Source organism: Paenibacillus sp. 8b26, from assembly GCF_050626875.1.
Classification (GTDB): Bacteria; Bacillota; Bacilli; order Paenibacillales; family Paenibacillaceae; genus Paenibacillus.
Genome location: NZ_CP192445.1, coordinates 3,410,388 through 3,429,780, shown reverse-complemented (window position 1 = coordinate 3,429,780; position 19,393 = coordinate 3,410,388). Strand labels below are relative to the sequence as shown.

Genomic DNA, 19,393 nt, shown 5'->3' with positions numbered 1-19,393 from the left:
GCTTAAGTTTATGCAAACGAGTACGAAATTCACAAGATTCCTCGTATCTCATCCAGCGTCTGCACCTTTTCCCGTTGCATCCATTGTTCAAGACCGTAGACCAGCTCAGCTCCTGCGTGCAAGTGGACAAAATTGTATGTTCCCACCTGAATCGCAGCCGCTCCTGCCATCGTAAATTCGATAATATCCTCCACCGAGCTGATGCCCCCCATCCCGATCACCGGAATGGATACTGCCTGCGCCACCTGATGAACCATGCGCAAGGCAATCGGCTTGATCGCCGGGCCAGAAAGACCTGCATACGTATTCGTAAAAACACTGCGTCGCCGACGTATATCAATTTTCATCGCAGAAAATGTATTGATCAGCGAGACACCGTCTGCGCCTTCTTCCTCGCACATGACCGCCATCTGCGTAATATTCTCTGCATTTGGGGACAGCTTCACGACCAGCGGAAGCGCCGTTACATTGCGCACCTGCCGTACCACGTCCCGCGCCACCTCGGTCTGAATGCCAAATTGCATCCCGCCCTGCTTTACGTTGGGACAGGAAATGTTCAGCTCCAGCATATCAACGCCTCTGCGATTCATCGTGCGCCGTTTTTGCGCATTTTCCGTAATCATGGCTACGGCCTGAACGTACTCCTCCAGATTGGAGCCACCCACGTTAGCAATTACAGCCGTATTCCAGCGCGTCATGTCATCCAGCTCATCCTTCAAAAAGGCCGCAACCCCCGGATTTTCCAGTCCCACACTATTGAGCATACCAGATGCTGTTTCATGTATACGTGATCCGGTATTACCCGCCTTCGGATGAAGGGTTAATCCCTTGCCGACGATGCCGCCCAACAGCTCAGGAGAGTAAAATTCCGCATACTCACGTCCGAACCCAAATGTACCGGATGCCATGATGATCGGGTTCTTGAACGGGACGCCCGCAATATTACACGCCATGGAGATCATCAAAGTCCACCTCCTCTATCGGGAATACAGGCCCTTCCTTACACACCCTCTTATTACCTCCACGGGTATGCACGGTGCAGCCCAAACACGCGCCAATACCACAGGCCATATGTCTTTCTGTTGATATATATAAACGGGACGGAGAGCCTGCTGCTTTCACCGCAAGTGCTTGTAGCATCGGAGTCGGCCCACAGGAAAACATATTCACATAGAGATGGGGATCGACCTTCTCGACGATGCTCCCCCCTACACGAACGTGTACAGAGGCTGCCACAGCTTCAAAAGCTTCCACCCCAAAGGCTTGCTGCGCAAACCCCAGATAAACATGTGCATGCGGATAATGCTTTGCAGCCAGCAGCAATGGAGCCGTGCCCATACCACCACCGATTAAGGCCAAGCTGCCTTCTACCTGAGGAAAGCCATTGCCGAAAGGCCCTTCCAACTGAATCTCCTGCCCCGGCTGCAACCGGGAAAACAAACTTGTCCCTTCTCCCACAACCCGATATAGAAAGGAAATGTCCTCTTCCCCGATATCGTAAATGCTAATAGGTCTAGGTAGCAATGGGTACCCGGTTCCACTGCGTAGCATGTAAAACTGGCCCATTTCCCCTTTAAAGGTTCCCTCTATTTTCATCACATAAATGCCCGGAACGAGCGCCACATTCGAAATTACGTTAGCCATATAACCCCTCCACTAACCACTCACTATAACGTAAAAACAGCAATGATTACGTGACTATTTTCACATTTATAGACTGAGTTAGGTTTGAGCGCTTTTCTTTCTCCTCAATAATCCAGGCATAAAAAAAGCGTACTCCTGTTAAAGAGTACGCTTCTGTATTAACTAATCGCTTCACGTTCCGATGTGCGACTACCATTTGCATCCTTGCGGATTTGCTTGCTGCGCAACTGTCCGCAAGCCGCGTCAATGTCGACTCCATGCTCCAGCCGAACACTACAGCTAATGCCTTGTCTTTTCAGAACATCATAGAAGCCCGTAATCGACTCCGACTCACTCCGCTGGTACTGGCTATGCTCATCTACCGGATTGTATGGAATCAGGTTTACATTTGCCAAATTGCGACGGTGGCCCACCAACTCAGCCAACTCCAGCGCATGTTCCTTGGTATCATTAACATCCTTCAGCAAAATATACTCCAGCGTAATCCGACGATTTGTTTTATCCAGATAGTAATCAATCGCCTCCATCAGCTTCTCAATGGGAATCGCCCGATTGATCTTCATGATGCGGGTGCGAGTCTCATTATTCGGCGCATGAAGGGAAATCGCCAGATTGACATGCAGATCGGAATCGGCAAATTCAATAATTTTATCGGCAAGTCCGCTCGTAGAAACCGTAATATGTCGCGGACCAATCGCCAGCCCTTTATGATCCTTAATGACTCGGATAAAGTCGGACAGGTTCACGAAGTTATCAAACGGCTCACCAATCCCCATCACGACGACGTGACTGACCTGGTCGCCCGGACGTTCCTGATCCAGATACAACTGCACCTTCATAATCTGCTCGACGATTTCACCGCTGGACAGGTCACGGCTCTTCTTCAACAGCCCGCTCGCGCAAAAGCTGCATCCGATGTTACAGCCCACCTGCGTTGTCACACATACCGACAGCCCAAACTTGTGCCGCATCAATACTGTTTCAATCAAATTACCATCCTGAAGACGGAACAAGAATTTGACCGTCCCATCCGCCGACTGCTGCTTCACATGCTCTTCCAATGTTTGAATCGGAAAATGTTCTGCCAACAGGCGGGTACAATTTTCATGAATCTCCGTCATCGCAGCAAAATCAGTAATCCGTTTCCGGTAAAGTGCGTCCCATACCTGCAACGCCCGGGATTTCTTATGTCCACGCTCGATGAGCCATGCTGTCAACTGATCTAGCGTTAATCCATAAATGGATTCTTTTTTCATGTTCGATCCTCTTTTCAAAACGTTAAAATTCGTCTTCCTCTATATACAATCCATTTATTTAAAACAAAGCACTTACCAATCATCTCAGCCATCATTGCATCATAGCATGTTTAAGCAGTCTTCGCTATTTAAACGCTTCTTTCATTGTCCCAAATTTTAATTATGAACACAAGGGGGCAGGCGAAATGTATCCTCTAAAATTTCAGTATGAAATTCCGACTTGAAACAGAGTATGCGTCCCATTAAACTAGGCGACAGAGCCTGTTCAACAAGAGCACGCAAAGACAGGATTACGGACACCGCTAATGATATGATAACAACCAAGGAAGGTGATGCGGTTGGAATGGTTACTTCGGATCAAGAACGCACTGGATCTGATGGAAGAAAGAATGCAGCAGCCGCTGGATATCGACGAAATTGCAAAGGCAGCCTATTCGTCTCCTTTTCATTTTCAACGTATGTTTCATATGCTTACCGGCGTCACAGTAGCCGAATATGTACGTAAACGTCGATTGACCTTGGCTGCACAGGAATTGAGTCTTTCTACCACCAAAGTCTTGGATGTAGCGTTCAAATACGGATATGATTCCCCCGAATCTTTTTCTAAAGCGTTCCGTAAGGTACACGGTATATCTCCCTCTGAGGCCAGAAGCCCTGGGGTGAACCTGAAAGCCTTTCCACGTATTACCTTCCATCTATCGTTGAAGGGAGATCAGGATATGGATTATAAAATCGTAGAGAAAGCGGCCTTTACGGTCATTGGAAAGTCCATCCAAGTCACAACGAAAGACGGTGAAAATTTCCGGGAAATCCCGAAATTCTGGGACGAGCTGAACGCGGATGGTACATCGGATCGGATTCAAGCCTTGGGAACAAGCGAGGATATCCTCGGTATTTGTTTGGATTTCAAGCATGGGGAAGAGAAATTCACGTACCTGATTGCCGCAGAGGGCAGCGAGGACGTAGCCGCTTCCAACGGATTGGATGCCAGAACGATTCCGGCTGCAACCTGGGCTGTGTTTACATCCATCGGCCCTATGCCTCATTCGATCCAAAACGTATGGCAAAGAATTTTTCAGGAATGGTTCCCGGCCAGCAATTATGAGCATTCAGGCGGCCCGGAGCTGGAATTGTACCCCATGGGAGATTCCCGTGCGGAGGATTATCGATGCGAGGTATGGATTCCGGTTAATAAAAAGTAAACAAATGAACCGATTGCCCACGGCAGTCGGTTTTTTGCTGTAAATTATTGATTTTTGTGTTTCTCCCACTCTAATACCGATTTCAAAACCTGTAGAGCCATCTCCTGATCCTGCCCAGGACGATCTTCCAAAAGAGTGATGATCTCGCCCAATGTATCCTGCCTTGTCATAGGGTCGAAAAACCGGAATAGTTCTTCTAACGACGTATCTAATCCTCTAACAACCTTCTCCAATGTTTCGAGTGTCAGATTCTTCTCCCCACGTTCCACCTGTCCCACATAATTCGTATGTAAACCTGATCGTTCTGCCAGTTGTTCTTGCGAAAAACCTTTCTCTTTGCGCAGTCTACGGATCTTATCCCCCACGCGCTTTACGACATCAGACATGTTCATCACCTCAATTTAAGCGTACCCGAGGTAACCCAAAGCATTAACCCACTATAAATGTTACTTGACTACATATAAACATCTATAGATAATATATTATAGTATTTATAAATGTTTTTTTATAATAAAACCATATTTAAAGATTACAATATTAGTATTCTCTCTCACAGTTGAATTATACAACAGACCCATGGAACTAAATATATTAATAACGTATCAAAAGGAGATCGCAAAATGAATAAACCCAAGCGTGTAGAAATCATAACTTTGCGTATAGTTCGGGAAAAAACTTCGTTGCTTTATCCTAACCGAACTATCAGCTCACCTCAGGATGCAGTCGGATTATTCAGAAGATTTATCGGTGACTATGATCGTGAAGCCTTTTGCATTCTTTGTCTAAACACCAAAAATGAGCCCACCGCGCTACACCAAGTATCTTGCGGTACATTGAATACCTTATTGGTTCACCCCAGAGAAACTTACAAGCTCGCCGTACTTGCCAACTCTGCATCTATCATTGCCTGTCATAATCATCCCTCAGGTACACCTGTTCCTAGCTCAGAAGATGTAAGCACAACACTCCGATTACGAGACGCAGGCCTTTTACTCGGCATCGAATTGCTGGATCATGTCATATTAGGAGACAAAACATTCATTAGCATGAAGGAAGAAGGGCTCATGTAATTAACAGCAGTCCAGATTATTTGGAAAGGCACCCTTTAAAAAAGGCAGACTGTCTCCCAAGTGGGAATAGTCTGCTTCTATAATGATCTTCACCATTCTATTCATCTTGTCTTTTCCATACCGGAATATTAACTCATTCATTGCTTTATTGACCTCATCAAGAACTGAACCATCCAGCTGGTTATATTCTTTTTCCGCAGCCTCATGTAAACGAATATCAAACAATTCTTTCATTTAGATTAGGTAGTTCGACGGATATCTTTCCAGGATTTCGCGGATGCTGGGTCCCGATCAAGACTTTCTATACGTTCCACTAATATACGTTCTTCCTCTTGTTGCTCCAATTGAGTTAAACGATCGTACAGTTGTTCAAAAATTTCATATCCCATTAAAACCGAATCAACTGAACCATTATCCGTAATATACTGAGGACGATGTTTAGCCTTTTTACGAAGCTCCCCAAACCTTTTTGAAGCCTCAGAGGACGTAATCATTTGATCAACGTCAAAAGTGGGTTTCATTATTGTTCCCATCCTTTATCTTCTCCTATATTTATATATTATTATTCCGATCATACAATTAAGTAAACCATACAACATTATATATTGCGTATAATAATACGTAATATATAACATCAAATATTACGTATTTTCAATTATACCCGTCATTAACACCTCCTCGAACGCTTCCCTCATCGTAAAACGGTTCGAGGTGGAGCTGCTGGAACGCCCTGCCGAATTCAAAAAGCTTTTCGGTCCCTACGCCTCAAGCAAGCTCGCCCTTTCACTGTGGACCCAAGAGATCGCTCCGGCAGCCACCGCTGAGGGGATCAAGATACGTAGCGTCTGCCCGGGTGCGAATAAAACAACGATGACTTCGAGTTCAGGAATGCCGGGGTATATGATTCCGATTCGGAACCTGATTTTTTCCCACCCCAGCAAAGGAGCCTCTCGTCTTTACGAAGCCGCTCTGGGTGAATTCAGCGAACAAACTGGCATTTTTCTGAAGAAGGGAAAAGTCACCCCTTTAATTTTCACTCAGCACAGCTCCCAAGTCCTTAGCAAGGTCGACCAGATTTATAAACAGCAATTCATAGAATCTACTTGACATCGCATTTTCGTTGTAAATAATATTGTTATAACAACATTAGTTACAACGCTGCTATAAGGTATTGTACAACTCAACTGGAGGATGAAATTATGAATATTACAGATCATTTTATTCCGGTATTTGCGAGTAATCTGGAGTCGGCTGTAGCCCATTATGAAAAAATCACCGGAAAGCCGTCTGACAGACAATGGGCTATTCCCGACGCCGAGCTTCAATTAGCCACGGTCTATCCCTATGTCATCGTTTCGGGGACCGAGCAAGCTTTGGGGCTTGCCAAAAACCTGCGCTCTGTAGTGTATGTGGACTCCATGACAGAGCTTAAAGCCATTCTGGCCGCAGAAGGCACCCCGATTGTAAGGGATCAGCACGGTCCTGTGGGACCGAGTATTTTTGTAGAACACCCGGATGGCACTTTTATTGAATATGTTGAACCGCAAGGCCAATGACCAAACAATAATACAAGGTAAAATAACACATCAGCCTGAATTCGGCTTTTGATTAGAACCGGATTCAGGCTGTAAAATGGAGTGTGTCAGGGCATCTTCTGCTCATCAGTAGCCCGCTTTTTGCTGAAGTTGGGCAACAATTTGTCCTAACGTGACGGAAGAAAGCCTTCCTTCCAGCGCCAACTGTGCCTGCACCATCTCAGGATGCAGTACCTCTTCAATATGTTTCCCCACCGAGCATTCGGGGTCCGGGTCTTTATGGAACCTGAACAGGTCGCCATCGTCTGATGCTTCAACGGCTTTATAGATATCCAGTAGTGTAATTTGCTCTGCTTCTTTTAATAGAGAAGCCCCACCGACACCTGCTTTGACTTGGATAAATCTAGCTTTTTTTAATTGCGCAATGATTTTGCGTATGATGACAGGATTACTATTGACGCTTTTGGCAATGTAATCGCCTGTACATAACGATGGACGCAAAGCAATCATGGACATGGTATGCACCGCAATTGAAAATCGGCTGCTAATTTGTTTCATCGAATCACCCTCTTTGTTGTAATCAGTATAGTTCCAACAAAACGAGGGCGTCAATGGCTTCACAATAGCTTGCAAGAACCCTTGATTTAGTTAATGGAATAGTTAATCCAATCTGCCTGGACAGCACCCTTTTCTTCAAAGAAACGTTGTGCCCGCTGATTGCTGGGCCCCGTGATCCAGGACATGTACGCATACCCATGCTCTTGTGAGTATCGGCGGCATTCCAAAAACAGTTGCGATTCCACCTCAGTACCTCTGTATGGCTCCATAACAAACAGATCGTTCATGATGGTAATTTTATCTGCTCTCATCGTGCTGAAAGCAAAGTATAATGTAGCGAAGCCAATCAGCTCCCCATCCTGCTCTACTACGAACTGTATACCTGCCTGCTTCTCGAAAAGGTTAAAAATCAAATTATGTAGTTTCTCAGCAGCCGGTCTGGGATTCTTATAAAAACCAACAATATACTCATACATTAACTCCGTCAAACCATTCACATCATTAGGTTCAGCATTTCTTACGATAAATGACATGTTAACTCCCCCTCTTGTACGATTGAATAAATATACTGTATAGCAGATTAATATGCAAAGTATTAGAGATAACTAGCACATTTCACTAATGAACTATCATAGCTTGATAAAACAGAACCAGCCTCACACTTTATTTCTTTATTCTCGTGTTCGACTGGTTTTTGATTTATGATGTTGCAACGCGCTTGAGCAACTTTATACTAATGTTTTTCAATCCGACGTTTGTTTCTCAAAATGTTGTGAATCATCTTATGATTGGGGAGCTGCTTGAACAACTTATGTCCGGGATGCGGATTGGCCTCGATGATCCAGATTTGACCATTCTTCTCAATAGCAAGATCAATACCCAGCTCGCGAAACGGATGTTTTTTATCTATTGTGTCGGCAACCATTTTAGAAAGTTCGATGATCTGATCCAGAGTCTCTTTCATTTTCGTTCTGTCATTTTTAAAGACCTTTAAAAGCACTTTGGACAATGGTGCCGCATGTCCTCCTTTGCGATAATTGGTAACCACTTTTTGGGGTGCGGCAACACGACCGGTTATTCCTGAAATGACCCATTCCGATTCCGGCTTCTGCATATACACTCTAACATCAAAAATCGAACCTTTGTACTTCGCTAACCTAAGTCCTTGCTGTACCAAATAACGGCGATGAGGCCTGCGATGGGTTTTGATCGCTCTTCTCACCGCGTGGGATCTGACAATTCTTCGACTGGAGCCACAACGAATCTCATACCTCCTCCCCAGCTTTTTGGCCCGTATGATACCAGTCCCTCCGCTTCCATAATTAGGCTTAATGAAAACCGTCCGATATTCGTCCAGCATGCGCAAAGTCCTTGCTTTGCTAATCCAACGGGTTTCCGGCAAATGAGAACTTAAAACGGGATGTTGTCGCATTTCCTTATATTGAATCATCTTTCCAATGGGCACGAGTATCCCTCGATTCTGTTGGGTTTTTGCACGCATTACATGAATATGCATCCATAATCTATCTTGGTAACGGCGAATGCCACAGTTTGCTATGAAAGAGGCACACCTCTCCTATCCTACCTTCTTTGATTCAAGAGAAATGCGGGAATGTGTTCGTTACATGAGTGTAGTTATTGTATATACCTATAAATCTGATTCCAATTATATATTAGACCAATACCAACTCTGGATATATGATGTATTAAAAATACCGTGAGGAGGAACATTAACATGTCCATTTATGATTTCCAAGCAACCTCAATTTACGGGAAGCCAATTAAACTATCCGAGTATAGAGGAAAAATTATCCTGATCGTAAATACAGCCAGCCAATGCAGCTTCTCCCGCCAATTTGCTGATCTGCAAAAGCTCTACGAAAGTCGGAAGGGACAAGGTTTTGAAATTCTCGCGTTTCCATGTAATCAATTCAATGAAAAAGAGCCGAGTAGCCACTCGGAATTGCAGGAAATCTACCAAAATGGACATGGCGTAACGTTCCCACTATTTGGGAAAACGGATGTAAGAGGCTCAGCCGCTCATCCTTTATTTCAATATCTGACACAACAAGCACCATTCCAGGGCTTCGATTCCCAGACCAAGGACGGTCAATGGATGGAGGATTTCCTGCGGGATAAGTATCCGGAAATATACGCTGGCGACGGAATCAAGTGGAATTTCTCCAAGTTTTTGATCGATCGCGATGGTCATGTAAATGGAAGATTTGAAGCAACGACGGAGCCCTTTGAAATAGATTCTGTCATCGAATCACTGTTGTAGGGTTTCAGTTTACTCCTTTGAATTAGTTTAGAAGAAAAAGAGTATCAAATGACAAAAATAAATATTTGTCATTTGATACTCTTTTGTGTTATCCTGACTTCAAGGAGGTGACTCACACGGCAACTTGACCGTGTCTCTATGGAAAAATCCTCAGATATTTTAACCAAGGAACAGATTCTCATCGCTACAGAAGACACACTTAGACGTTTTGGTGTAGCTAAAACCTCCGTGACCGATGTTGCCAAAGTATTAGGAGTAAGTCATGGCACCATTTATCGACATTTTAAAAGCAAAGCCGAACTTCTTGAAGGCGTGACCGAAAAATGGCTGAATGAAAAGATTATCGCTCCGTTAACGGAGGTGTGTCAGGATTCATCCCTGCTGGGAACGCCGCATTTACAACGATATATACAGACCTTGATCGAACTCAAGCAGTATTATGCCCGCGATGACGAGGAGATGTTCGAGATGTATACCCGGGTCACCGAGCAAGCCGCTGATTTAATCGACCAGCATATCGCTCACATTGTGGATCAGCTCGCTGACATCATTGCACACGGGAACATCACATCGGATCAGCCAGCCCAACTGGCGCGTACCCTTTTCTATGCCACAGCCCGTTTCCATCATCCCGCTCATGCTTACGAATGGAAGAGTCCTGCGATTGATCAGGAGTTTTCGGATGTGTGGATGCTTTTAGAAAAAGGAATCTCTTAAAAAATTATAGAAAGAAGGTTAAATACCTATGAAACATTTGGACGGAAAAATAGCGATTATCACCGGTTCCTCCAGAGGAATTGGACGTGCTATTGCCGAGCAACTGGCTGATCTGGGCGCTAATGTAGTCATCAATTATGCCAGCAGTCCGGACAAAGCTCAGGAAGTCGTGGAGGGCATTATTCAAAAAGGCGGAAAAGCCATAGCGCTCCGCGCTGATCTGGGCAAGATGAGTGATATTGAAACCTTATTTACACATACGATTGCTGAATTTGGCAAAGTGGATATTCTGGTTAACAATGCCGGATTGATGATCACCAAACCTCTGGCTGAGGTAACCGAGTCCGATTTTGACAAACAATTCGCACTGAATGTAAAAGGGACTTTCTTTGCCTGTCAACAAGCGATGAAATATATGGAAAACTGCGGAAGAATCGTGAACCTGTCTACGTCCGTCATCGGACAAATGTTTCCGACCTATAGCGTATACGCGGGTACGAAAGGCGCGGTGGAGCAATTTACCCGCCAACTTGCGAAAGAATTCGGGAGTAAACAAATTACGATCAACGCCGTGGCTCCCGGTCCCGTGAACACCGAGCTTTTTCAAGCAGGAAAAACCGAGCAACAGATCGAAGTCATGAAAAAAATGAATGCGATGGGTCGTCTCGGTGAACCGGAAGATATCGCTGATGTGATTGAGTTCCTGGTCAGCGCCAAATCACAGTGGGTTACCGGACAGACAATTCGCGTCAACGGCGGATTCATTTAAAAGCTGGAATACATGAAATGGAGGCTGTTCACGCTCATGATATTACACAAAGGCGAGACCCTGTTTCGGCAAGGGGAATCCGGCCCTCTATATCACTTAAAGAGCGGCCTGTTAAAAATTATCCGAGTCCATGAAGACGGCTCGCAAATTTTAGTTAATGTGATTGTGCCCGATGAAATCATCCCACATCACTCCCTGATCAGTCCCAATCCTTATTATGGTACAGCGGTGGCGCTGGTAACCTCAGAGGTTGAAGTTCTGTCGCAAAAGGAATGGTATCTCGCGCTGGAGCAAGAGCCGGCGCGATGTCGGGCTGTCGCTTTGCAGCTACAGGATAAATTGCGCATGATGCAGCAACGAATCGACCAGCTTACCGAGGTGTCACCCGCCGAGAAGCTTCGGAAGCTTCAACGCTGGTTCCACTCCTACATCGCACCTGCCACGCTAACAGACGTGCTAACGCAGGAGGAAATCGGTCAGTTCATCGGGCTGCGCCGGGAGACGATTAATCGGCTATTGCGTGCTTCAAGCGCTCCTTCTGCAAAAGATGATGGCGATAATGCATCTCGATGAGCGTAAACCACTCTCCAGCATTCAACGCACCGAATCTGGGATGAGAAACGGTAGACTTCCCTGCTGTTTCCCCAACGTTCGGCTCAATCTCTCTCATTTTGCGGATTACCGCGTTCAATCCCTCTACAATTTCTTCTTTGCCAGTCGGTTGCGGGGGAGTGTATTGCGGGGAAGGTGGAACTTGGATACGCATTGGCGGAAAGCCTCCCAGATTAAAAATAGCCATGCCTGCTTCCGTTTTAACCCCTGTCTCCCCATTAGGCTGTAGACAAACATCAACGTTCTTCAGATGCATATAAAGAGCAGAGTTCACCAAATGAAGGTACATTTGTCCAAGTGACCATTCGCCCTCCTGCGGTGTGTACTGCAATTGTTCCAAGCTAAAGTGGTCCAATTCAAGAAGATAGTGTTGTACCGTTTCTTCAAAACGCTGCAATGTTTCGGTTGTTGTATTCATATACTATTAACTGCCCCTCTCCTTCAAGTAGCTTTACTATACACAAATGCTACTGACAGCATTATGTCAGTAGCATTTCAACATTTTTTCGACTTCCGATCGTACCCGATCCCGGAGCGATTCAGGCTCCAGCACGACCATATCTGCACCCCACCCGAGTATCCATTGTAGTAATTCCTCTGGCTGCCTGACGCGGAAGAGTACATGCAGTCCATCCGCTCGCTCCTCTACAGCCTCCATGTAAAAATTGTTCGCTTCCTTCACTTTATCAGCGATATCCGAACGGGCTAATATACGAACACGTACATGGCGATCATCGGTTTGCTTGTAATCCTTTAAATTAAAATCGATGGGGAACTGAAACCTCTCCTCCAGCACGATAAGCTCGTCCATCCGGGACAAGCGGAAATGGCGAAGTTGCTGCCGCAATTCGCATTGCCCAATCAACATCCACGAACCACGAATCAGCACAAGCCCATAGGGGGCGACCACACGCACACTTTGACGATTCCCGTCAGCCTCTGGCATTCTTTTGGAATAGCCGAACCGTACCTTCCGTTTTCCCAATATAGCGAGACGCAGCGTTTCCAAACAGGTTTTCTCTTTAAGGTTTGCCCCTTCACCCACCGCGAGCAGCCTGATGGTCGTACGCACCCGGGAAACTTCCCTGCGAACACTCTCCGGTAAAATAGCTTCAATCTTTCTGCGAGAAGCCTGCGCCTTGATGCCGTAATCTGCATCAAATTTTTGTTCGACAAAATCTGTCCCGATTAGCAACGCCACGGCTTCTTCCACGCTAAAGCTCACCGGGGGCAAAAAATACCCCTCCATCAGGGAATATCCAATGCCGGGTGCACCTATAATCGGTACACCCGATTCGCTTAGTGCCTGAATATCCCGATAGATGGTTCTCACACTTGTTTCGAATATGGCCGCCAAATCCTCGGCTCGTAGAATATCTTTACGTTGCAATTCTAGCAAGATAGCTAGCAAGCGGTCTGTTTTGTTCATACCACGGCACCTCCCTGGAAGGATCTAAAATACAGTAATACAAAAGAGCAATAAGAGCAGTACAATCACTGCGACTTATTGCTCTTTTTTTCATACGAAAGTTACTTCATTACTTGAAAAACACTTTTTCGACGTTATATTTAGCCTTTTGTGAATTGATGATGTAGGTTTCATAGATTTCTCGCTCCACCGCATCTTCCACAATACAAACTTCAATAATCGCTACTTCGTTCCGCTTGTCCTTGATCGGCGATACGGTATCTTCAAAATGCTTTTTAATTCTTGGTCTTAGCTTTCTTGCTTTACCAACGAACAGCAATTCCTCCTGCGCATTGTAGAACATAAAGATACCCGCCTTATCTCTAGGGATCAGGTGAAAGTCGGTAAATCCGTAAATATGGCTGAGCTCAGGGTTAACCTGTTTGGTAATCGTAATGTCCGGGGTTGGAATCGTAATGTTTATCACTATGTCACTTCCTCATTCTATATAGGTGTAAATATTATCACAAATCCCGATGTAACACCATTTAATAATCCTTGTCCCATGACTAAAACTCCCGACTTAGAAACTGTATGAAAAAAAAGATGACCCTGATGAATACAGAGCCACCTTTTCATTTTATGTTATCCGTTTTTGTAATCCGTAATGCGGTAATACATTGTTTTATCCTTCAGCTTACGGAAATGGGACCTTGCCGGATAAAGATTAGCTTCAATAATCCCGATACTTCCTTTCCGGTCTATTCCAATGTCCAGTCCATATATACGGTGTCCCGGAAAAAAAGCACTTAATCTCTTCGCGGAACGGATGGAAACACGATCAATATGGGACTCTAATGCACTGGCAGACAAGTGCCGAACAGAAGATTGCTGAATACCGGATTTAAAGCTGAGCAATGTCCCTTTACTCCGTGTATTATTGGATACAATATAGCCTTTGCCTGCAACTTTGATAACCTTTCCTGTGACTACCCATACAGATGAGTTGATTCTCCGTTGAATGATGACTCTCATATCAAAAGGGCGTTTGTGGATGGTCGGACGAGTAATTCTGCGTTGAACCATATAACTGGCGTTCCCGATTTTTCTTCTAATATAATGATACGTATTGGTTCTGCCCCGTACTAAAACTCGTTTATTCTCGTAATGTACGATGTACTTATGGTTTCCTAACCAGGAGACCTGAAAGATCCCCTGTCCACGACTCCCCCACACCGGTTTCACGATAACATGCCCGTACTTGGAGAGAAGTTCCGAAAAATTATACCTGTTCAGGAGCTTCGTTTCGGGGACGTAAGACCTCAGAGACGCATGCCTTCTCAATAACAAATATTTGTACCACTTATCTTTTGCTGCTGATGCCATGGGGACTCCACCTTTCTCATCCGCATTTTATGCTACTGAGATAGCGTTCAAGCCATTCCAAAAATAACTCCATTTCCTTATACGTGATATCACCTATATTGGCAATCCGGAACGTATTTAGTTTCTCAAGCTTGCCGGGATAAATCATAATACCTTTGCTGTAAAAATAATCATGCATAGATTGAAAATCATAACCTGCACAATGAGGTTCAAGAATGGAAGTAATGATTTTGGAATGATGCTCTTCGGGAATGATATAGGTTAGACCTAAGCGGGCTAACCCGTTAATTAAGGTTTTCCAGGATGTCGTGTACCTTTCGTATCTTTTATCCACCCCCTCCTGCTTTAATTCCTCAATCGCTTGTCTAAGCGCATATAAGGTTTGGACTGGGGGAGTAAACCGCATCTGCCCATGTTCCACAAAATAGTTGTATTGAGCATACAAATTCAAATAATAGCTTCTTGGTTTCTGGCCTTTCAAATTCTCCAATTTGCTTTTTTCGGCGATCACAAACGAAACCCCGGCCATTCCCTGTAAGTTTTTGTTGGAACTTGCCGCTAGGTAGGCGATGTTCATTTCCTTCAATTGAATTGGAACGGCTGCAAATGAACTCATGGCATCCACGATCATATCGATTTGATACCTTTTGCATAATTCTCCGATATCCTTTACCTTGTTAAGCAGGCCAGTTGTCGTCTCGTGATGTACGACGGCCAGATGGGAGACGGTACGTTCGGAAGATTGGATATACCTTTCTAATTCAGCCAAATCAATAGCATCATCGGGAGGACTTTTGAATTCAAAATAATCCACTCCATAAACCTTCGCTATCTCGCACATCCGTTTTCCATAGGCTCCATTGCTTACAATGATCACCGCATCGTGATTCGGGACCGAGCTTATGATGGATTCCACCGCTGCAGTACCCGATCCACCAAACAATACGGTTGCATAATGATCCGGGTCTGCGACCAGCCGGGTAAGCTCTGTAGAAATATACTCCATGATTTGGCCAAACTGGGCTTCACGAGGACAGATATCCGGAACCACCTGTGACCATTTCACACTTTCTGTAGTCGTTGCCGGACCAGGGGTAAGCAAAATGTTTTTCTTGACGGAAGAACTCATGAACCACCCACTTCCTTGCCCTTCAAAGGATCGTTATGAATGAAACGCTCCAGACGTTCTTTTACTTCGTGAGGCTTCATATGTGGACGAGCAAGCTGATCCTTGGAATCTTTGGATATTTTCAGGCACAAAAATGCAAGTTCTTTATTTAATTTCCATTCTTGTAAAGAGGCTTTCAATTCCTCGAGACTGTGAACAAGAATCGACTTTGTATACCCGCAGGAAGCGGCAATACCTATAAAATCAATATTATGAGATACCGTACTTTGCCCGCCTGTTGATTCATGAGCGTTATTATCGAGCAGAATATGAACCATATTGGCTGGATGGTAGTAACCGTTGGTTGCCAGGCTCCCCATACGCATCAACAGAGATCCGTCTCCGTCAATCACGACGATATTTTTGCTTGATTGGCTCAGAGCCAACCCCAGTCCAAAGGAACCGATGCATCCCATAGAACCCACCATGTACAAGTTGTTATCTGCATCTTCAATTTCATAAAGTTCGCGCCCGGTTTTACCAGTTGTTGCGAGCTGTACGGTATTACTGTCTTTCATGGAGTTAATCGCAGCTAATGCATCATACCGCGTAGGCATTTGGTGGTCCCCATGACCATGCTGCCGGATCTGATTTAAATGAATGGAGGTTTGCTGTTTTTGCAATGGTTCTTTGTCAAAAGTCCCTTTCTTAACGACAAAAAAGAACGGGCGATGTCGGGCAATTTGCTCATTAGCCTGGATCAGCTGATTTCGGGCCTCCTCCAAGTCCTTGGAGAGATACTGCCATTCTACATCCATCACATCCAGCATTTGCGTTGTAATCCGGCCCATCAGTTCATGCTGAGGCTCGTCAGGTATCCCCGGCTCTCCGCGCAGACTGACAAATCCAAGCAATGGAATATGAAAAGGGTAAGTAAGAGAGGTCAATGGCGAAACAGCGTTGGTTAGTCCTGAATTTTGCATAAGGACTACCGACTTCTTCCCCCCTATATAAGCTCCGGATGCAATGGCGACCGCATCCCCTTCGTTAGCCGCTGCAACATAATCGCATTCGTTTATGGCATAATTGATCAAGCTTTTCAAGAAGGAGCATGGAACACCGCTGAAAAAGGTAAATCCTAATTTTTTCAGCTCTTCTCCTAACAATTTTGTGTCCATTATACGTGCTCACCCGAATCCGGTTCTGACGATGGAAGGTAATTCTTTTCCGCAGCTTGCAGCTCTTCGACCCCTTGAAGCCGGAATACTTCTTCGAGGGTTGCGACGTCCTTTTCGACATGAACAAGGCTTTCATCCCGATAAATTCGGCCAGATAATCGTTTCATGGCTTGGATGGATGCTCTCAAATTATGGTTTGCCCAAATCACAAGGCTAATCCCCATCTCCTGAAACCTGACGGTTGGAGTCGTATAGTATTTGGTAGGCACGATCACTACCGGCAATCTTCCGGCCCATTCCTTCATGAACGCTTCAATCTCTGCGGCATCCGATCTTTTGCTGTGTATAAATACGGCATCGGCTCCTGCCTTCCGGTACGCCTCTGCCCGCTGCAGCGCCACTTTAAGCCCTTTCCCGGCAATAAATGCCTCTACTCTGGCCACCACCGTAAAATCCGCGTCCGTTTGCGTATCTTTCATTGCTTTAATTTTCCCGGAAAACTCTTCGATATCAGCCAAGGTCTGCCCTTGACCGTTAATGAAAGAATTCATTTTGGGGAACCGCTTATCTTCGATGCATACCCCTGCAATATGACGCTGTCCCAGCTTCTTTACCAGCCGCCTTGCATTATTGAAATTGCCGTACCCCGTATCTCCGTCCAGCAAAATCGGGATGGAGGTAGCGTCACTCATGAATTCCAAAACATCCAATACCTGCGTCCAGGAGGCCTCATTGTTGTCCCTGACTCCCATCGCTGCAGAGATGGATAACCCGCTGGCCCAAATTCCTTTAAACCCCGCCTCCTCCACAATTTTGGCTGACAGACCATTATGAGCTTCCATGATAAACTCCAGTTTTTGAGAATTGACCAACTCTCTTAGCTGCTTTGTTTTTTTCATTGAGACTTTCTCCTTCTCCCCTAAAAATAATGTACAAGGAATCTACTTCCAAATAAGCCTCTTGTTTCTCATGATCGTGTTGATCATAGTAGGATCGGGAAGCTGGGTAAACAGCATATGTCCGGGGTGTGAATTGGCCTCGATAATCCAAACACGGCCTTTTTTATCTATGGCAATATCGACCCCCAATTCGCGAACCGGATGCCGTTCATTGATCTTTTTGGCAATAATGACGGATAGTTTGGAGATTTTATGAAAATAGGCATCCGCTTTCGTGCGGTTGTGCTTAAAAAGGCTGAGAAGCACTCGATGCAAGGATACTGCATGCCCTCCTTTAAGATAGTTGGTAACATACTTATGAGGTGCCGCGACACGGGCGGCCGTGCCGGAAATAACCCATTTCCCCCCTGGTTTCTGTAGGTATATCCTTGTGTCAAAAATCGACCCATGGTACTTGGCTAACCGAAGTCCCTTCTGTACTAAATACATGTGTCTGGATTTCTGGTATGACTTAATTGCTCTCAAGACAAAACGAGATCCAACAATCCTTCGACTTGAGCCCCTACGAACCTCATATCCTTTCTTCAATCTCTTGACCCGGATAATCCCGCTGCCACCACTCCCGTGATTAGGTTTTATGAAGACCGATGAATAGGTATTCAGCATCCGCGAGGTCCTTGAATCTGTAAACCAGTGGGTTTCAGGTAAATGCGGACGCAAAACGGGATGTTGCAACATTTCTTTATGCTTTTTCATTTTTCCAATGGGCACTTGTCATCCCTCTTATCTTTTTGGGTTTTTGCGCATACAGTATGCATATGCATCCAGATCCCCTTCTGCGTGGGCCGCTACCTCTGCTAGAAACCAAGATTCATGTCACAAAACGGCATGTCCCAGCTTGTTATAAATACGAAAACCCCTAGGAGACAACCTTTCGGACAGGCTCGGGGTTCGGACCACAGAAAATAGGCTGTCGCCAAATCACAAAAGCTCCGCAACCAGGAAGGTAGCGGAGCTTTTATTTCCAGTCAGACGCTAGTGATGCAGCCTGCTCTCGTGCCAGGTGGTATATGGCTCACGGCCGCTTGACTGCTGCTTGGCTAATTATCGATTCCGCCGTTTTTCCCGACATTCTTTCCAGAACCCAGACAAGAATTCCCACTGCAAGACTGGCGACGACCGCCATGATCGCGGATCCGCCGGCATGTAGCAGCAGCACGGGAACCCAAAGCAATCCGAGCGAACGATGCACGGTCCGCATCCACTTGTTACGTACTTTATTAATAAAGAAACCATACCCGGCGATCGCCAGCAAAATGGCAAAGCCCGCAAGCCCGGTGTAGGTTTTGTTATCTTGAAGTTTGGTAATCAAAAAATAGACACCGTGAACGGCAATAAGAATCAAGGTCGCCCAACCCAGCAATTTGTGCATGGAATGTAACAACTTCCCGGCTTTTCTAACCAACAACGATGGCGATCTCAGCTTCTTCTTAAACCAGAACCAAGAAAAAGCGGCCGCGCCAAGGAATACGGAGATCGTACCCAAAGTCTTGAATATTTCCCCGTTCCCCCCACGCCCTCCTCCACCGGGACGTCCACCCACAGGCCCTGCAGACACGTTGCCTACGCCACCTTCTGGCGGTCGAGGTCCAGGTTCGCCGCCGGAAACCGAAGACATGTAGTAATAGTAGATTACGAGCAGAGCTGCTACCGCAACTGCAATTATTGCCGGAATCCAAACGGTCTTTTTCGTTTTCATTCGTTATACAT

At 45.5% G+C, this 19,393-nt stretch carries 25 protein-coding genes; 8 read left to right on the top strand and 17 right to left on the bottom strand.

Going from position 1 to position 19,393, the window contains the following annotated elements; all coding sequences use genetic code 11:
* Positions 1-29: 29 nt before the first annotated feature.
* The 3 genes from ACQ4MX_RS15840 to rlmN all read right to left on the bottom strand — a co-directional run bounded on the left by ACQ4MX_RS15840 (position 30) and on the right by rlmN (position 2,900).
* A complete protein-coding gene (locus tag ACQ4MX_RS15840) occupies positions 30-962 on the bottom strand; it encodes a dihydroorotate dehydrogenase (RefSeq protein ID WP_044646410.1) in 933 nt (310 codons plus the stop codon).
* Positions 943-1,644: a dihydroorotate dehydrogenase electron transfer subunit gene (locus ACQ4MX_RS15835; protein ID WP_431085849.1), complete on the bottom strand. Its 702-nt coding sequence runs from the start codon at positions 1,642-1,644 to the stop codon at positions 943-945. The genes ACQ4MX_RS15840 and ACQ4MX_RS15835 overlap by 20 nt, the downstream gene beginning before the upstream one ends.
* A gap of 158 nt (positions 1,645-1,802) precedes the next feature.
* Positions 1,803-2,900 carry a 23S rRNA (adenine(2503)-C(2))-methyltransferase RlmN gene (gene rlmN, locus ACQ4MX_RS15830; RefSeq protein WP_431085846.1) on the bottom strand — a complete coding sequence of 366 codons (1,098 nt, stop codon included), beginning with the start codon at positions 2,898-2,900 and terminating at the stop codon, positions 1,803-1,805.
* 332 nt (positions 2,901-3,232) lie between these two features.
* Between rlmN and ACQ4MX_RS15825 the strand changes: the two genes are divergently transcribed.
* Positions 3,233-4,102, top strand: a complete 870-nt coding sequence (locus ACQ4MX_RS15825; protein ID WP_431085844.1) for an AraC family transcriptional regulator — start codon at positions 3,233-3,235, stop codon at positions 4,100-4,102.
* A 44-nt stretch (positions 4,103-4,146) separates the two neighbouring features.
* Here the strand turns inward: ACQ4MX_RS15825 and ACQ4MX_RS15820 are convergent, their stop codons facing one another.
* The gene (locus tag ACQ4MX_RS15820; protein WP_431085843.1) at positions 4,147-4,488 is read right to left on the bottom strand and encodes a helix-turn-helix domain-containing protein; all 342 of its coding nucleotides are present in this window, start codon (positions 4,486-4,488) and stop codon (positions 4,147-4,149) included.
* A 234-nt stretch (positions 4,489-4,722) separates the two neighbouring features.
* Between ACQ4MX_RS15820 and ACQ4MX_RS15815 the strand changes: the two genes are divergently transcribed.
* Positions 4,723-5,172, top strand: coding sequence for a JAB domain-containing protein (locus ACQ4MX_RS15815; protein ID WP_431085841.1), 450 nt, complete (start codon positions 4,723-4,725; stop codon positions 5,170-5,172).
* Positions 5,173-5,411: 239 nt separating this feature from the next.
* Here the strand turns inward: ACQ4MX_RS15815 and ACQ4MX_RS15810 are convergent, their stop codons facing one another.
* The gene (locus tag ACQ4MX_RS15810; RefSeq protein ID WP_192510973.1) at positions 5,412-5,705 is read right to left on the bottom strand and encodes a type II toxin-antitoxin system Phd/YefM family antitoxin; all 294 of its coding nucleotides are present in this window, start codon (positions 5,703-5,705) and stop codon (positions 5,412-5,414) included.
* A gap of 178 nt (positions 5,706-5,883) precedes the next feature.
* On the opposite strand from ACQ4MX_RS15810, the gene ACQ4MX_RS15805 reads away from it, so the two are divergent.
* Positions 5,884-6,279: an SDR family NAD(P)-dependent oxidoreductase gene (locus ACQ4MX_RS15805; protein WP_431085839.1), complete on the top strand. Its 396-nt coding sequence runs from the start codon at positions 5,884-5,886 to the stop codon at positions 6,277-6,279.
* A 92-nt stretch (positions 6,280-6,371) separates the two neighbouring features.
* Entirely contained in the window at positions 6,372-6,728 is a 357-nt protein-coding gene (locus ACQ4MX_RS15800) for a VOC family protein (protein ID WP_431085837.1), read from the top strand.
* A gap of 105 nt (positions 6,729-6,833) precedes the next feature.
* Here the strand turns inward: ACQ4MX_RS15800 and ACQ4MX_RS15795 are convergent, their stop codons facing one another.
* From ACQ4MX_RS15795 to ACQ4MX_RS15785, 3 genes are all read right to left on the bottom strand, one after another.
* Positions 6,834-7,265: an Rrf2 family transcriptional regulator gene (locus ACQ4MX_RS15795; RefSeq protein WP_431085836.1), complete on the bottom strand. Its 432-nt coding sequence runs from the start codon at positions 7,263-7,265 to the stop codon at positions 6,834-6,836.
* Between the two features lie 86 nt (positions 7,266-7,351).
* On the bottom strand, positions 7,352-7,798 hold the full coding sequence (locus ACQ4MX_RS15790; RefSeq protein WP_431085834.1) for a GNAT family N-acetyltransferase: 447 nt from the start codon (positions 7,796-7,798) through the stop codon (positions 7,352-7,354).
* Positions 7,799-7,998: 200 nt separating this feature from the next.
* Positions 7,999-8,730 carry a YheC/YheD family protein gene (locus ACQ4MX_RS15785; protein ID WP_431085832.1) on the bottom strand — a complete coding sequence of 244 codons (732 nt, stop codon included), beginning with the start codon at positions 8,728-8,730 and terminating at the stop codon, positions 7,999-8,001.
* 270 nt (positions 8,731-9,000) lie between these two features.
* On the opposite strand from ACQ4MX_RS15785, the gene ACQ4MX_RS15780 reads away from it, so the two are divergent.
* The 4 genes from ACQ4MX_RS15780 (at position 9,001) to ACQ4MX_RS15765 (ending at position 11,605) form a co-directional block, all read left to right on the top strand.
* Entirely contained in the window at positions 9,001-9,546 is a 546-nt protein-coding gene (locus tag ACQ4MX_RS15780) for a glutathione peroxidase (RefSeq protein ID WP_431085831.1), read from the top strand.
* Between the two features lie 138 nt (positions 9,547-9,684).
* A complete protein-coding gene (locus ACQ4MX_RS15775; protein ID WP_431085830.1) occupies positions 9,685-10,263 on the top strand; it encodes a TetR/AcrR family transcriptional regulator in 579 nt (192 codons plus the stop codon).
* 28 nt (positions 10,264-10,291) lie between these two features.
* Positions 10,292-11,032 carry an SDR family oxidoreductase gene (locus ACQ4MX_RS15770; RefSeq protein ID WP_431085828.1) on the top strand — a complete coding sequence of 247 codons (741 nt, stop codon included), beginning with the start codon at positions 10,292-10,294 and terminating at the stop codon, positions 11,030-11,032.
* A 36-nt stretch (positions 11,033-11,068) separates the two neighbouring features.
* Positions 11,069-11,605, top strand: coding sequence for a Crp/Fnr family transcriptional regulator (locus tag ACQ4MX_RS15765; protein ID WP_134911865.1), 537 nt, complete (start codon positions 11,069-11,071; stop codon positions 11,603-11,605).
* Here ACQ4MX_RS15765 and ACQ4MX_RS15760 read toward each other — a convergent pair.
* The 9 genes from ACQ4MX_RS15760 to ACQ4MX_RS15720 form a co-directional block, all read right to left on the bottom strand.
* The gene (locus ACQ4MX_RS15760) at positions 11,538-12,062 is read right to left on the bottom strand and encodes a DinB family protein (RefSeq protein ID WP_431085826.1); all 525 of its coding nucleotides are present in this window, start codon (positions 12,060-12,062) and stop codon (positions 11,538-11,540) included. The genes ACQ4MX_RS15765 and ACQ4MX_RS15760 overlap by 68 nt on opposite strands.
* Positions 12,063-12,128: 66 nt before the next feature.
* On the bottom strand, positions 12,129-13,073 hold the full coding sequence (locus tag ACQ4MX_RS15755) for a helix-turn-helix transcriptional regulator (protein WP_431085824.1): 945 nt from the start codon (positions 13,071-13,073) through the stop codon (positions 12,129-12,131).
* 109 nt (positions 13,074-13,182) lie between these two features.
* Positions 13,183-13,539: a nucleotide excision repair endonuclease gene (locus ACQ4MX_RS15750; RefSeq protein WP_342427537.1), complete on the bottom strand. Its 357-nt coding sequence runs from the start codon at positions 13,537-13,539 to the stop codon at positions 13,183-13,185.
* Between the two features lie 158 nt (positions 13,540-13,697).
* Positions 13,698-14,438 (bottom strand): YheC/YheD family protein, encoded by a 741-nt coding sequence (locus ACQ4MX_RS15745; RefSeq protein ID WP_431085822.1) that lies wholly within the window; start codon positions 14,436-14,438, stop codon positions 13,698-13,700.
* Positions 14,439-14,454: 16 nt separating this feature from the next.
* Entirely contained in the window at positions 14,455-15,567 is a 1,113-nt protein-coding gene (locus ACQ4MX_RS15740; RefSeq protein WP_431085821.1) for a 2-aminoethylphosphonate aminotransferase, read from the bottom strand.
* Positions 15,564-16,724 carry a phosphonopyruvate decarboxylase gene (gene aepY / locus ACQ4MX_RS15735; RefSeq protein WP_431085819.1) on the bottom strand — a complete coding sequence of 387 codons (1,161 nt, stop codon included), beginning with the start codon at positions 16,722-16,724 and terminating at the stop codon, positions 15,564-15,566. Before aepY ends, ACQ4MX_RS15740 begins: the two co-directional genes overlap by 4 nt.
* Positions 16,724-17,623 carry a phosphoenolpyruvate mutase gene (gene aepX, locus ACQ4MX_RS15730; protein ID WP_431085817.1) on the bottom strand — a complete coding sequence of 300 codons (900 nt, stop codon included), beginning with the start codon at positions 17,621-17,623 and terminating at the stop codon, positions 16,724-16,726. The genes aepY and aepX overlap by 1 nt, the downstream gene beginning before the upstream one ends.
* Positions 17,624-17,665: 42 nt before the next feature.
* Complete coding sequence (locus tag ACQ4MX_RS15725; RefSeq protein WP_431085816.1) at positions 17,666-18,394, bottom strand: YheC/YheD family protein; 729 nt, start codon at positions 18,392-18,394, stop codon at positions 17,666-17,668.
* Between the two features lie 304 nt (positions 18,395-18,698).
* Positions 18,699-19,382: a hypothetical protein gene (locus ACQ4MX_RS15720; protein WP_431085814.1), complete on the bottom strand. Its 684-nt coding sequence runs from the start codon at positions 19,380-19,382 to the stop codon at positions 18,699-18,701.
* Between the last annotated feature and the right edge of the window lie 11 nt (positions 19,383-19,393).